The 13196-nt window shown below is 67.4% G+C and carries 13 protein-coding genes; 7 read left to right on the forward strand and 6 right to left on the reverse strand.

From position 1 onward, the window contains the following. Positions 1 to 47: 47 nt before the first annotated feature. A complete protein-coding gene (locus Q8S38_RS16480) occupies positions 48 to 1178 on the reverse strand; it encodes an ABC transporter substrate-binding protein (RefSeq protein ID WP_291824726.1) in 1131 nt (376 codons plus the stop codon). Between the two features lie 22 nt (positions 1179 to 1200). Further along, positions 1201 to 2313 carry an ABC transporter ATP-binding protein gene (locus Q8S38_RS16485; protein ID WP_305681462.1) on the reverse strand — a complete coding sequence of 371 codons (1113 nt, stop codon included), beginning with the start codon at positions 2311 to 2313 and terminating at the stop codon, positions 1201 to 1203. 124 nt (positions 2314 to 2437) lie between these two features. On the opposite strand from Q8S38_RS16485, the gene Q8S38_RS16490 reads away from it, so the two are divergent. Then, positions 2438 to 2947, forward strand: a complete 510-nt coding sequence (locus Q8S38_RS16490; RefSeq protein WP_305681463.1) for a hypothetical protein — start codon at positions 2438 to 2440, stop codon at positions 2945 to 2947. A gap of 167 nt (positions 2948 to 3114) precedes the next feature. Here Q8S38_RS16490 and Q8S38_RS16495 read toward each other — a convergent pair whose 3' ends face one another. After that, on the reverse strand, positions 3115 to 4452 hold the full coding sequence (locus tag Q8S38_RS16495) for a dihydroorotase (protein ID WP_305681464.1): 1338 nt from the start codon (positions 4450 to 4452) through the stop codon (positions 3115 to 3117). Between the two features lie 266 nt (positions 4453 to 4718). Here Q8S38_RS16495 and ygfZ point away from each other — a divergent pair, with 266 nt between their 5' ends. The 3 genes from ygfZ (at position 4719) to Q8S38_RS16510 (ending at position 6968) form a co-directional block, all read left to right on the forward strand. Further along, on the forward strand, positions 4719 to 5603 hold the full coding sequence (gene ygfZ, locus Q8S38_RS16500) for a CAF17-like 4Fe-4S cluster assembly/insertion protein YgfZ (protein WP_305681465.1): 885 nt from the start codon (positions 4719 to 4721) through the stop codon (positions 5601 to 5603). Further along, positions 5600 to 6241 carry a DNA-3-methyladenine glycosylase I gene (locus Q8S38_RS16505; protein ID WP_305681466.1) on the forward strand — a complete coding sequence of 214 codons (642 nt, stop codon included), beginning with the start codon at positions 5600 to 5602 and terminating at the stop codon, positions 6239 to 6241. The genes ygfZ and Q8S38_RS16505 overlap by 4 nt, the downstream gene beginning before the upstream one ends. Positions 6242 to 6353: 112 nt before the next feature. Then, positions 6354 to 6968, forward strand: a complete 615-nt coding sequence (locus Q8S38_RS16510) for an HD family hydrolase (RefSeq protein ID WP_305681467.1) — start codon at positions 6354 to 6356, stop codon at positions 6966 to 6968. On the opposite strand, the gene Q8S38_RS16515 is transcribed toward Q8S38_RS16510, so the two are convergent. After that, positions 6943 to 8214, reverse strand: coding sequence for a TadE/TadG family type IV pilus assembly protein (locus tag Q8S38_RS16515; protein WP_305681468.1), 1272 nt, complete (start codon positions 8212 to 8214; stop codon positions 6943 to 6945). The genes Q8S38_RS16510 and Q8S38_RS16515 overlap by 26 nt on opposite strands. Positions 8215 to 8487: 273 nt before the next feature. Between Q8S38_RS16515 and aceB the strand changes: the two genes are divergently transcribed. Beyond that, positions 8488 to 10089, forward strand: a complete 1602-nt coding sequence (gene aceB / locus Q8S38_RS16520) for a malate synthase A (protein ID WP_305681469.1) — start codon at positions 8488 to 8490, stop codon at positions 10087 to 10089. A 246-nt stretch (positions 10090 to 10335) separates the two neighbouring features. Here the strand turns inward: aceB and Q8S38_RS16525 are convergent, their stop codons facing one another. Both Q8S38_RS16525 and Q8S38_RS16530 read right to left on the reverse strand, forming a co-directional pair. Beyond that, on the reverse strand, positions 10336 to 10842 hold the full coding sequence (locus tag Q8S38_RS16525; RefSeq protein WP_305681562.1) for a phosphatidylglycerophosphatase A family protein: 507 nt from the start codon (positions 10840 to 10842) through the stop codon (positions 10336 to 10338). A 64-nt stretch (positions 10843 to 10906) separates the two neighbouring features. Beyond that, positions 10907 to 11959, reverse strand: coding sequence for a CNNM domain-containing protein (locus Q8S38_RS16530; RefSeq protein ID WP_305681470.1), 1053 nt, complete (start codon positions 11957 to 11959; stop codon positions 10907 to 10909). Between the two features lie 255 nt (positions 11960 to 12214). On the opposite strand from Q8S38_RS16530, the gene Q8S38_RS16535 reads away from it, so the two are divergent. Further along, positions 12215 to 12784 carry an NUDIX hydrolase gene (locus Q8S38_RS16535; protein ID WP_305681471.1) on the forward strand — a complete coding sequence of 190 codons (570 nt, stop codon included), beginning with the start codon at positions 12215 to 12217 and terminating at the stop codon, positions 12782 to 12784. Positions 12785 to 12871: 87 nt separating this feature from the next. Continuing rightward, positions 12872 to 13171 (forward strand): metal/formaldehyde-sensitive transcriptional repressor, encoded by a 300-nt coding sequence (locus tag Q8S38_RS16540; RefSeq protein ID WP_305681472.1) that lies wholly within the window; start codon positions 12872 to 12874, stop codon positions 13169 to 13171. Positions 13172 to 13196: the final 25 nt, after the last annotated feature.

The raw sequence follows: 13196 nt of genomic DNA on the forward strand, positions 1-13196 counted from the left end.
TCCGGGATGACGGCGTATTCCGTCATCCCGGTTGTCAGTCTTCGATCTCAGTTCGCGACCTTCTTCTCGTAGCCCTCGAGGATGTCGTTGAAGTAGGGCGCGATCGGGAAGGCCTTGCCGTTCTTGGCCAGGTCGGCCGGGGTGACGTCGACGAAGAGCTTGTCCCAGGCGGCCTTGTCGAGCTTGCCCTCGAGGTTGGCGGCGTCGATGCCCGGATACCAGTTGAACTTCTTGACGATGCCGTCGGCCTGCACCTGCGGCGAGGTGGCGAGCGCGATGAAGGCCTCGGCCAGCTTCTTCTGGCCTGCCTTGGCGGGCACGGCGTAGTACATCGGCTGGCCGGGCATGCCGGGCGAGATCAGCTTCAGCTTCATGTTCGGCGGCAGCTTGCCATCGGCCTGCCAGGAATAGAACATGTCGACCCAGACCGGGCCGATCGCGATCTCGCCGCGGTTGAGCATGTCGAGCGTGCCGGCATTGCCGGGCGTGATCGTGGCGTTCTTGTTGAACTCCTTCAGGTCGGCGAAGGCCTTGTCCCAGGTCGTCTTGGTGGCCGCGTCATAGGGGCCCTTCATCAGCTTCTCGGCGTCGCCGCCGAAGGCATAGACCCAGCCGGCGACGAAGGAGACGCCGGACATGCCGCCCTTGATGCCGTTATAGCCGAACTGCTTGGGGTTCTTCTTCGCCCACTCCGCCAGTTCGGCGAAGGTGGAAGGCGGCGTCTTGACCATGGCGGCGTTGTAGGCGAGCGCCGTCTGCGACTGGAACATCGGGATGACATAGCCCGAGACGTCGGTGCCGAGCGCGTTGCGGGCCGCCTCGCCGGTGGCGAGCTTGGCGGTCGGGACATTGGCCGTGTACTTGTCGAGCAGCCCGTCCTTGACCATCTGGCCGGCGGCCTTCTGGTGGATCACGACGACGTCGAAATCGGTCGTCGCCGAGCCCTTCTGGGCGTCGAGCTTCTCGAAGATCTTCTGCGAACCGGAATCGCCGGCCCCGGTCCCGACCGAGACGACCTTCACGCCCGGATTGGCCTTCTCGAACATCGGCCCGAGGAAATCCTTGACGTAGTCGACCATGTTCTGGTCGCCGGCGGAGGCGACGTTGAGGGTCTGGGCCGAAAGCGGGGATGCCGCCATCAGCGCCGCGAGCGAGCAGGCAATCGTGAGGATGCGCATGGGAGACTCCAGGGTTGGGACGTCAGGCGGCGATCCCGGCCTCGGATGCCGGGAAGATGTGCAGGCGCTGCAGCGGGATGCGCAGGCCGATCGTGGTTCCGAGTTCGTGGCGGTCGGCGTCGTCGACCGTGATCTGGCGGCCGGCGGCCTCGATCCGGTAGCGGTAGACCCCGCCCGGATAGGCGCGCGCGGCGATGGTGCCGGGCACCAGCAGATCCCCGCCCGCCGCCGCATCGCTGGCGTCGAGCCTTGCGACGTCGTCGCGGAAATAGGCGATCGCCTCGCCGGCCGGCAGCGCCTGCGCCGCCTCCGGCGCCAGCCGCGCCATCGCCGTGCCGGCGGTGACGGAAGCGCCGCCCTCGGCGCGGGCGACATGCAGCGGCAGCACGTTCTCCGCGCCCATGAAATTCGCGACGAAGGCGCTGGCCGGGCGGTCATAGACCTCCTCGGGCGTGCCGACCTGCGCGACGCGGCCCGCCTGCATGATCACCAGCCGGTCGGCCATGGTCATGGCCTCCTCGCGGTCATGCGTGACATGCACCGCGGTGAGCCCGAGCCGCTGCTGGATGGCGCGGATCTCGTGGCGCATCACCATGCGGATCTTGGCGTCGAGATTGGAGAGCGGCTCGTCGAGCAGGAGGATGCCGGGGTCGATGGCGAGCGCCCGGCCGAGCGCGACGCGCTGGCGCTGCCCGCCCGAGCGAGCGGTGACCTTGCGGTCCTCATAGCCGGAGAGGCCGAGCATGGAGAGCAGCGCGCCGACCTTGGCCGCGATCTGCGGCTTGGGCACGCCACGCAGCTTCAGCCCGTAGCCGATGTTCTGCAGCACGCTCATATGCGGCCACAGCGCATAGGACTGGAACACCATCGCCATGCCGCGCTTCTCCGGCGGCAGGGAGGCGACATCCCGCCCACCGACGATGATCGAGCCGCCTTCAACCGGGACGAACCCCGACAGCGCGCGCAGAAGCGTGGTCTTGCCGCAGCCCGAGGAGCCCAGCAGCGCAGTGAAGCTGCCCGGCTCGAAATCCAGGCTGACGCCATGCAGCACGCGCGTGCCACCATAGGCGACCTTGAGGTCGCGCACGGCGATCGACGCGCCGCTGCGCGGCCCGTTGGGCATATCGGTTGGCACGGTGCCATCTCCCTAGAACGCGCATTTTGCTCGGCTGGAATGGAATGGATCTTCCATTTCCGATACGCTTGGAGCAAACATAACGTCTGTGTCGGACCGTGTGCAATAGGTTTATGAAGCTCTGATGACAGGCCCGATCCACTCCCTCTGGCTGATGCCCTCGGCCGCCGACGGCGCCCTTCTCGCGGGCATCCTCGCCGATCTCTCCGGCCGCTTCGGCACGCCGCTCTTCACGCCGCATCTGACCATCGCAGGCGATACCGACAGGCCGGTGACGCAGCTTGCGACAGAGATCGTGGCGGCCGCAGCCGAGGTCGCGGCCTTCTCCGAGGCTGTGTTGGGGATCGAGACGAGCGAGACCTTCTTTCGCTCCTTTTATGCCCGTTTCGCCGTGTCGGCGCCGCTGGCGGCGCTCAAGCAGCGGCTCGACCCGCTGGCGCGCGAGCCCTTCCTGCCGCATGTCTCGCTGCTCTACGGACCGGTCGCGGCCAGGCCGAAGGCGGAGGCCGCAGCCCAGGTCTCGGCCGCGCTGACCGGCCGCCCGATCCGCTTCGACCGACTCTGCGTCGTCACCTCCGGCCAGGACGTCCCGATCGCCGACTGGCGGATTGTCGAGACGGTGATGCTGGGCTGACGACGATCAAGCGCCACCGTCATTCCGGGGCTTCGCGCAGCGAAGAACCCGGAACCCACGACCGGGTGAGCCCGCGTCATGGAGGTTGCCTGGCGCTCACCCCGTCGTGGGTTCCGGGTTCGGCCTTTGGCCGCCCCGGAATGACTGGGTGGTCCAATCGCGAACCCTCAGCCCCTCGGCAGCGCCTCCAGGAACCGCGCCGGCTCGCCCTGCGACGGCGTGACGATCTGCGCTCCCCACATCACCTTCTGGCCACGGACATAGGTGCCCACCGGCCAGCCGGTCACGGTAACGCCGTCATAGGGCGTCCAGCCGCATTTCGAGGCGCCCCAGGCGTTGGTGATCGTCTCGCGCCGCTTCAGGTCGACGATGGTGAGGTCGGCGTCGTAGCCGGCGGCGATGCGGCCCTTGCCCTCCATCCCGAAGATGCGCTGCGGCCCGTGGCTGGAGAGGTCGACGAAACGCTCGAGCGTGAGCCGCCCGGCATTCACATGGTCGAGCATGATCGGCACCAGCGTCTGCACGCCCGGCATGCCGGAATGGCTGGCGGGATAGGCGTGGTGCTTCTCCTCATGCGTGTGGGGCGCATGGTCGGAGCCGAGCACGTCGACGATGCCCTGTTCGACGCCCCACCAGATGCGCTGGCGGTGGCTGTCGTCGCGGATCGGCGGGTTCATCTGGGCATAGGTGCCGAGCCGCTCGTAGCAGTCCGGCGCGACCAGCGTGAGATGGTTCGGCAGCACCTCCACGGTCGCGACATCCTTGTGATCCCGGAGGAATTCCATCTCCTCGCCGGTCGAGATGTGCAGGACATGCACCCTTGCCCCCGTCTCATGCGCGATCCGCACCAGCCGCTGCGTGCAGGTCAGCGCGACCTCCGGCGAACGCCAGACCGGGTGGCTCGCCGGGTCGCCCGTGACGCGCAGGCCCATCCGCTCTCGCAGCATGCCCTCATCCTCGGAATGGAAGGCGGCGCGCCGGCGCGTCTGGCGCAGGATGGCGGCGACGCCTTCATCGTCCTCGACCAGCAGGTTGCCGGTGGACGACCCCATGAAGACCTTGATGCCGGCCGCGCCCGGCAGGCGCTCCAGCTCGGGGATATCCTTCACGTTCTCATGCGTCCCGCCAACCCAGAAGGCGAAGTCGCAATGCATGCGGTGCCGCCCGCGCGCAATCTTGTCGGCCAGCGCCGCTTCGCTGGTCGTCAGCGGGTTGGTGTTGGGCATCTCGAACACGCAGGTGACGCCGCCCAGCACCGCCGCGCGCGAGCCGCTCTCCAGATCCTCCTTGTGGTCGAGCCCTGGCTCGCGGAAATGCACTTGGCTGTCGATCACGCCGGGGAGGATGTGCAGCCCCGTGCAATCCACCACCTCCCCGGCCGAGGCGCGAGAGAGATCGCCGAGCGCCATGATCTTGCCGCCGGTGATGCCGAGGTCGCGCTGCACGCGCCCGTCATGGTTCACCACCGTGCCGCCCTTGAGGATCACGTCGAACATCTGCGGCATGGCTGGGCTCCTCAAGGCCTTTGAATGATGCCGCGCGAACCACACCGTCATCCCGGACAAGCCGCGAAGCGGCGCAGATCCGGGATCCATCATAGGGTTCCGTGGTGCCCTATGATGGATCCCGGAGCTCCGCTTCGCTGCGTCCGGGATGACGGTGTGGTTCACGAGGCAGACGAAAACGAGTTAGCCGAAACGGCGCGCGCTGGCGAGTTGAGAACGCGCGCGAAGCCGCCTACCTATCGCCTTTATCCGCAGGAGCCGAAGCCATGCCCGCCACCCATCTGATCGACCGCGGCGTCATCCGCGTCGCCGGCGAGGACGCCCGCCCCTTCCTGCAGAACCTCGTCACCAACGACCTGGAGGCGGTGACGCCGGTACAGGCCGGCTATGGCGCGCTGCTGACACCGCAGGGCAAGATCATCTGCGATTTTCTCGTCGTCGCGCTCCCCGATGCCGAGGGCGGCGGCTTCCTGCTCGACACGCCCCTGCTCCAGACCGCCGACCTGATGAAACGCCTCAAGCTCTACAAGCTGCGCGCCAAGGTGACCCTCGAAGACCTCTCCGAGGCGACCGCCGTGATCGCCGCGACCGATGGCGGCGCGCTGCCAGCCGATTCAGGCCTCGTCTATGCCGATCCGCGCCTGCCGGGGCTGGGACAGCGCGCCCTGATCGACCGAGACGGCGCAGCGGAGATCGCGACCGCCCCCGCCGACGACTGGCATGCCCGCCGCGTCGCGCTCGGCATCCCCGAGGGCGGCCGCGACTTCGCCTATGGCGACGCCTTCCCGCATGAGGCGCTGCTCGACCAGACCGGCGGCGTCTCCTTCAAAAAGGGCTGCTATATCGGCCAGGAGGTCGTCTCCCGCATGCAGCATCGCGGCACCGCCCGCACCCGCGTCGTGCCGGTCGTCTTCGACGGCGGCATCGCGGCCGAGACCGGCGCGGAAGCCGTGGCCGGCGGCAAGCCGCTGGGCAAAATCGGCTCGGCCGCCAACGGCCGTGCGCTGGCATTGCTGCGGCTCGACCGCGTCGCCGATGCGCAGGCCGCGGGCGAGCCTCTGCTCGGCGGCGGCATGGCCTTTACACTGGCGAAGCCGGATTTCATCCGCTTCCCCTTCCCCGGCGAGGCGGGCTTTGGAGCCGCGGCATGAGCGACACGATCACCGCGGGCGAAGAGCGCATCGCCATCGCCGGGCCCGACGGCAAGTTCCGCTGCCGCTGGCCGGGCACCGACCCGCTCTATCTCGCCTATCACGACACCGAATGGGGCGTGCCCGAATATGACTCCCGCGCGCTCTGGGAGAAGCTGATCCTCGACGGCTTCCAGGCCGGGCTGTCCTGGATCACCATCCTGCGGAAGCGCGACGCCTTCCGCGCCGGCTTTGCGAATTTCGATCCGGAACTGGTTGCACGCTTCGGCGAGGCCGATGTCGCGCGCCTGCTCGCCGACCCCGGCATCATCCGCCATCGCGGCAAGATCGAAGGCACGATCAAGAGCGCGCGCGCCTATCTCGCGATCAGCGAGCGCGAGCCCTTCGCCGATTTCCTCTGGAAGCATCTCGACGGCCGCGTCCTGCAGAACAGCTTCCGCACGCAGGGCGAGGTGCCGACGCAGACGGCGATCTCCGAGGCGATGGCGAAGGAGTTGAAGAAGGCCGGCTTCACCTTCTGCGGCCCGACCATCGTCTACGCCTTCATGCAGGCCTGCGGGTTGGTCAACGACCACCTCACCGGCTGCTTCCGCTGGCAGGAATGCGCCGCGCTGGCGCGCGACATCAGGCCGGCATGAGCGCCTCCGCCGTCATTGCGAGCGCAGCGAAGCAATCCAGGAGGGCTCGTTCGACGTCCCCCTGGATGGCTTCGTCGCGAGCGCTCCTCGCCATGACGAAAGCCGCCTGACCATGGCCCGCGCCCCCGCACCGCCGCGCGCCTGGCAGCGCATGCTGTCGGGCCGCCGGCTCGACCTGCTCGACCCCTCCCCGCTCGATGTCGAGATCGAGGACATCGCCCATGGGCTCGCCCGCGTCGCCCGCTGGAACGGCCAGACGCAGGGGCCCCATTCCTTTTCGGTCGCCCAGCACAGCCTGCTGGTCGAGGCCATCGCCGATCACCTCAACCCCGGCTGGTCGCAATCCTGGCGGCTGATGGCGCTGCTGCACGACGCGCCCGAATACGTCATCGGCGACATGATCTCGCCGTTCAAGCTGGTGATGGGCGACGCCTACAAGGCGGTGGAGACGCGGCTGCTCGGCGCCATCCATCTGCGCTTCGGCCTGCCGGCGGCCCCTCCCGCCCTGCTCAAGCGCAAGACCAAGGAGGCCGACACCATCGCCGCCTTCATGGAGGCGACGCAGCTCGCCGGCTTTTCCCGCGAGGAGGCGCTGCGCTATTTCGGCCGGCCGCAGGCGCTGCCGCGGGCGGTCACGGCGCTGCTGGAACCGCTCGACACGCAAGCCGCGCAGGAGCTCTTTCTCGCCCGTTTTGCAGCGCTCACTGCGTCAGGCGCACCTGGCTGATCTCACGCGCGATCTGCTGGAACACCGGCGTCAACTGCGCCGCGCTGCTGACCTCGTAATACATGCTCGCATTCGTCGCGCAGTTCTGCAGCAGCGTGCGATTGCCGTTGATCACCCGCACGGTATAGATCCTGATCCCGGCATCCTTGGCGCTCTGGCAGGCGAGCCTGGTGCGGTCGTCGATCGCGCTGGCGCTGGTGGTGAAGCGGTTCTGTGTGTTTTCGCCGTCGGTCAGCAGGATCATGTACTTCGACAGCCGCGGCGTCGCGAACGGCTTCGCCCCGCTGAAAGGCACGCCCGGCGTCAGCGTCGCCATGCCCCAGTTCGCGCCGATCGCGACGTTGGTGTTGCCGACCGGCGTCATGCCGTTGATCGCGGAGTTCAGCGCCGTCCAGTCCGAGGTCAGCGGCAGGATCGGCGCCAGCGTCGACTGCGCGCAGAAATCGGCCGGATACAGCGTCGCATAGGCCGAAACCGTCTCGTTGTCCTTGACGTCGTTGGGCTGGTCGCGGTCGCTGATGCAGCCGGTCCAGCTCGATTTGGTGATTTTCACCGTGTTCGGCACCCAGTTGCCCCAGCGGTCCCGGGTGTAGGTCGTCTGCGTCTGGTCGTAGCGCAGCCAGCTCTCGTCCTTCAGCGCGGTCGCGACCTTGACCTGCGTGGCGAAGGGCACGACCGAGATCCGGATCTGGTCGGGCTCCATGGTCGCGTCCTTCATGATCTTGATCAGATCCAGCGAGGCGGCCTTGAGCGCGTCCATCTTGCTCGAGGAGGCCATCGAGCCGGTGTTGTCGAGCGCCAGCGCCAGCTCGATCGTGTTGGTGCCCCAGGTCGATTGCGCGTCGCTGGCGATCAGCATGCTGTTCTGGCCGATCAGCCGCGTCAGGCTGGTGTCGATGGCGATCTGCGCCCCGACCGTGATCGTGCGCGCCGTCCGATCGATGGCGATGTTGGCGCCGGTGAAAGCCTTGGCGGCGTCGCCGGCGAGATTGGCCGCGATCCATTTGTTGATTCGGTCGCGCAACTCGCTGTCGCCGAGCTTGCTGGCGTCCCGCGCCGCCATCAGCGCCGCCGAGTCGATGGCCGCGTTGAGCCGCTCGCGGGCGTCGGTCGCGCGCGAGTAATCGATGGTGGCGCCCGTCACCGCGACGACCGGGACCAGCGCGAAACCGAAGATCGTGAGCACGTTTCCGCGCTCGTGATCGCGGAAACGGCGCAGCCGCTGCAAGACGTTCCGGATGCTCATGGACTATCCCCCGACAATCAACATGCTCAAGAAAGCGCCCGGGAATCTTGCAGACTCCTGAATCCGATTGTCCAAATCCCCGGCATTCACGGGTTTTCGCCGCATTTGACCGGATTTTGCGGCATACCCGCTTCGATTGCCGCAACGGAAACCACTCGCGCTGCAGTTGATTGTTTCGACTCTGGAACAGGTGCTCTCACTTTTATCGCGATTTCGAGAAAGCGACAAAGGCGTCATAAGGCCTGCCAACGAGACCGTCAGCCGGAGCCCGCCATGACCCAAGCCTCCCTCACTTTGCCCAAGGGCGTCGTCGTCAAGGGCGCGCTCGCCGCGCGCTATGACGAGGTGCTGAGCCATGACGCGCTCGCCTTCGTCGCCGACCTGCACCGCCGCTTCAACGAGACGCGCAAGCGCCTGCTGGCGCTGCGCGCCGAGCGCCAGAAGCGCTTCGATGCCGGCGAGACGCCCGACTTCCTGGCCGAGACCCGCCATATCCGCGAGGGCGACTGGACGGTCGCGCAGATCCCCGCCGACCTGCTCGACCGCCGCGTCGAGATCACCGGCCCGGTCGACCGCAAGATGATCGTCAACGCGCTGAACTGCGGCGCCAAGGTCTTCATGGCCGATTTCGAGGACGCTTCCTCGCCGGTCTGGGCCAACATGGTCGAGGGCCAGATCAACTTGAAAGACCGCTGGGCCAACGCGATCGACTTCACCGATCCGACCACCGGCAAGGCCTACAAGCTTAAAGCCAACCCCGCCGTCCTGATCATCCGCCCGCGCGGCTGGCACCTGCCGGAAGCCCATATCGAGATCGACGGCGAGATCGCCTCGGGCTCGCTGGTCGATTTCGGGCTCTATCTCTTCCACAACGCCAAGGCTGCACTCGCCGCCGGCTCGGGCCCCTATTTCTACCTGCCCAAGCTCGAGAGCCATCTCGAGGCGCGCCTCTGGAACGACGTCTTCGTCGCGGCGCAAGCCGCGCTCGGTCTGAAGACCGGCACGATCAAGGCCACCGTCCTGATCGAGACGCTGCCGGCCGCCTTCGAGATGGACGAGATCCTCTATGAGCTGCGCGACCATATGGCCGGCCTCAACTGCGGCCGCTGGGACTACATCTTCTCCTTCATCAAGAAGCTCGCCCGCAACCCGGCTTTCGTCCTGCCCGACCGCTCGCAGGTCGTGATGACCAAGGCCTTCCTGAACGCCTATTCGCTGCTGCTGATCAAGACCTGCCACCGCCGCGGCGCCTTCGCCATGGGCGGCATGGCCGCGCAGATCCCGGTCAAGAACAACCCCGAGGCCAACGCCGCCGCCTTCGCCAAGGTCAAGGCCGACAAGGAGCGCGAGGCCGGCAACGGCCATGACGGCACCTGGGTCGCCCATCCCGACCTCGTCCCCGTCGCCATGGAGGTCTTCGACCGGCTGATGCCGCAGGCCAACCAGCTCGACAAGAAGCGCGACGATGTGCAGGTCACGGCGAAGGACCTTCTCGAGGTCCATCAGGGCACGCGCACCGAAGAGGGCTTCCGCGAGAACATCCGCGTCGGCGTGCAGTATCTCGAAGCCTGGCTGCGCGGCCGCGGCGCCGTGCCGATCTACAACATGATGGAAGACGCCGCGACGGCCGAGATCAGCCGCGCCCAGATCTGGCAGTTTGTCAGCTACGGCGTCGAGGTCGACGGCACCACCAAGGTGACCCCCGACCTGTTCAGGCGCTGCCTCACCGAGGAGATGGCCCGCGTGAAGACCGAACTCGGCGCGGAAACTTATGACAAGGGCCGCTTCCCCGAGGCGATCGCGCTGTTCTCGGAGCTCTCGCTCGCACCGCAGTTCGAGGATTTCCTCACCCTGCCGGCTTATGGGAAGCTGTGAGCCGTACAGGCGGAGACGCTGGGAACCCCTCTCCCGGATGGGAGAGGGGCAGGGGTGAGGGCCTGCCCTTGATGTCCGGGGCTCGACGGAGCCGTGGCAACTTCTTGCTGCCGCGGCAGGCCCTCATCCGGCGCTCCGCGCCACCTTCTCCCATCCGGGAGAAGGGAAGAGGCGTCGCGGTTGTTTATCCCCGCCGCTTCCCGTCCCTGCCGCTCCGCACGCAGACGACCAGGGCGGGACGATCGCTCAGCCTCGCAGCCGCATCATCCGATCGAGAGCGGTCGCGGCGATGCCGATCGCCAGCCCCACGGCCAGATCGTCGGCCATCACACCGATGCCGCCGGACAACTGCTCCAGCGCGGAGAAGGGCCAGGGCTTGAGCCGGTCGAGGGCGAGGAAGGCGAGCGCGAGACCGCCGAGCGGGATCGCGCCCAGGCGGGGCGCGGCGAGCGCCATCGCGAGCGCGCCGGCGACCTCGTCGACGACGATGCGCCGGTCATCCGAGGTGCCGGTGACGCTGCCCCAGGACTCGGCCGCCCACCAGCCGAGCATGACGAGGCCGGCCACGCCGACCGCCCTCGCCCAGCGCGGCCCGGCCCGGTTGGCGGCGAGGATCAGCGGGAACGACACCGCCAGCGCCAGGCCGGCGCGCAGCGGTTCGAGCAGCCCCGTGCCGAGCACGGTCGCGACGAGCAGCGGCAGGCGGTCGATCTCGGGCGATGGCAGCAGAAAGAACAGGTCGCCCGGGATCATCACGCGCGGCCGCTCTCACCGGCCTGAGGTGCGAAGCGGCGACGCATCGCGGCCCCGGCCGGCATCAGGCGGACCGGCCGACGCGCAGCTTGTGCTGCTGGCGGGCCTTGTCCTGCATGTCCACCGTCGTGTCGGTCTCGTCGACGATCTCGGCGCCGAGCAGCGTCTCGATCGCGTCTTCCATCGTGACGATGCCGGCGGTCCCGCCAAAACTGTCGACCACGAGCGCGATGTGCTCGTGCTTGGCGACGAAATCGTTGAATAGCTGAAAGAGGCTGTAGCTCTCGGGCACGACCGGGATCTCGCGCATGAAGGCGCTGAGCGGCTTGGTGCCTTCGTCGTCGATGAGATGCTCGAGCACCTCGTCCTTGAGGACGTAGCCGATGATGGTCTCGGACGAAGCATCCTCGCGCAGGGGAATGCGGGAATAGGTCAGTTCCTCCTGATGGTCGTAGAACTCCCGCGCCGTCATCGTCTGCGGCGCCGTCACCACCACGGTGCGCGGCGTCATGATACCCCGCACATGCCGCGTCTTGAACTGCAGCAGGTTCTGGATGAACTGGATCTCGGTGTCGTCGAGATGGCCCTCCTGCGAGCCGATCTGCGCCATCGCCAGGAAATCGGTCCGGCTGAAGATCTGCTTCTCCTTGTTGGAGTTGAAGATCCCGGTGATCGACTGGCAGAGCCAGATGACCGGCGCCAGGACCTTCAGGACGAGATCGAGCGACCTGATCGTGAAGGGGGCGAGCGCCCGCCAGTTGGTCGCGCCGATGGTCTTGGGGATGATCTCGGAAAGGATCAGGATCGCGGCCGTCATCAGCACGGGCACGGCGAGGCCCGTGATCAGCGGGTTGCTGTCGGCCCAGATCAGGGTCGCCTGCGCACCGACGCCGATCGCGCCGACGGTATGCGCGATCGTGTTCAGCGTCAGGATGCCCGCCAGCGGCCGGTCGATGTTGTTCTTGAAGTCGCGCAGGATCAGCCCGGACTTGCTGCCCTTGTTCAGCTCGATTTGCATGTAGGAGGGCGAGATGCTGAGCAGGACGGCTTCCCACAGCGAACAAACGAAGGACAGCGCAATGGAGAGAACCGCGAAAGCGACAAGGAGGGTTAACATTGTGTCCTTCAACAAGAATTCGTCAGCGCCACAGAATCTTCTGCGACTATCGCGATCAAATGGGGATAAAAGCGCCTTTTGACAACCCAGCTGGTATCATGAAGCGCTCGCACCTGCGCATCAGCGATGCGATCGACTGTCGTAATACATGAGACAGCGCCGCATGCGCGCGAACAAGACGCACCGCGCCTGAACCGGGCGGCGACCGTCCATGCAGCCCTGCCAACCCGCCTTCGAATCGGCTAGACCCGCCCCATGATCCAGCCCTTCCCCGCCCGCCTCACCGCAGCCGTCGCGCGCTACCGCGCCGAGATCGCCGGCCCGCGCGAGCATCTCTCGCTGCTGCGCTGGCAGATCGACCAGGGCCATGCGCTCGACTCGCGCGACACCTTTCCCGGCCATGTCACCACCAGCGCCTATGTGCTCTCGCCCGATCACAGCCGCATTCTGCTGATCGACCATGTCGTGATCGGCCGCTGGCTCCAGCCCGGCGGGCACTGGGAGGAGGCGGAGAGCTTCCACGCCTCGGCCGCGCGCGAGGCGCTGGAGGAGACCGGCGTGCAGGGGCTGCGCCTGCATCCCTGGCACGAGGGCAGCGACGCGCCCTTCGTCATCGACAGCCATGACGTCCCCGGCAAGCCGTCCCGCGGCGAGCCCGCCCATGTCCATCACGACCTGCAATATCTCTTCCTGGCCGATCCGGGCGCACCGCTCGTCGCCCAGATCGAGGAGGTCCACGCCGCCGCCTGGAAGCCTCTCACCGAACTCGCCGACATCGCCCCGCTGGGCCTCGCACGGATCCGCAGCCTGACGCCGCCGGGGTGAGGGCTGCGGCATCGCAGCCGCGTTGACGGCTCCGGCCCGGCATCCTAGAACGGCGGAACGATACACCCCCCCAGTATCGGGGAGCCGATGCCGCACACGCCGGAAGAGAAGAAGCGCGCGGTGACGCGGCTCAAGCGCATCCGCGGCCAGGCCGATGCGCTGATCGCCGCCGTCGAGCGCGGCGAGCCCTGCGGCGCCCTGCTGCAGCAGCTCTCGGCGCTGCGCGGCGCCGCCACCGGGCTGATGGCGGAGGTCCTGGAAAGCCATCTGCGCGAGACGCTGATGGGCCAGGCCTGCGGAGATCAGAACGCCCACGACCATACACCGGCAAGCGAGCCGGCCGAGATCGGCGAGATCATGCGCGTGATCCGCCCCTATCTGAAATGACCCGCAAAACCGAGGAAGGAACCGC

This window comes from Allobosea sp. (assembly GCF_030695125.1).
GTDB lineage: Bacteria > Pseudomonadota > Alphaproteobacteria > Rhizobiales > Beijerinckiaceae > Allobosea.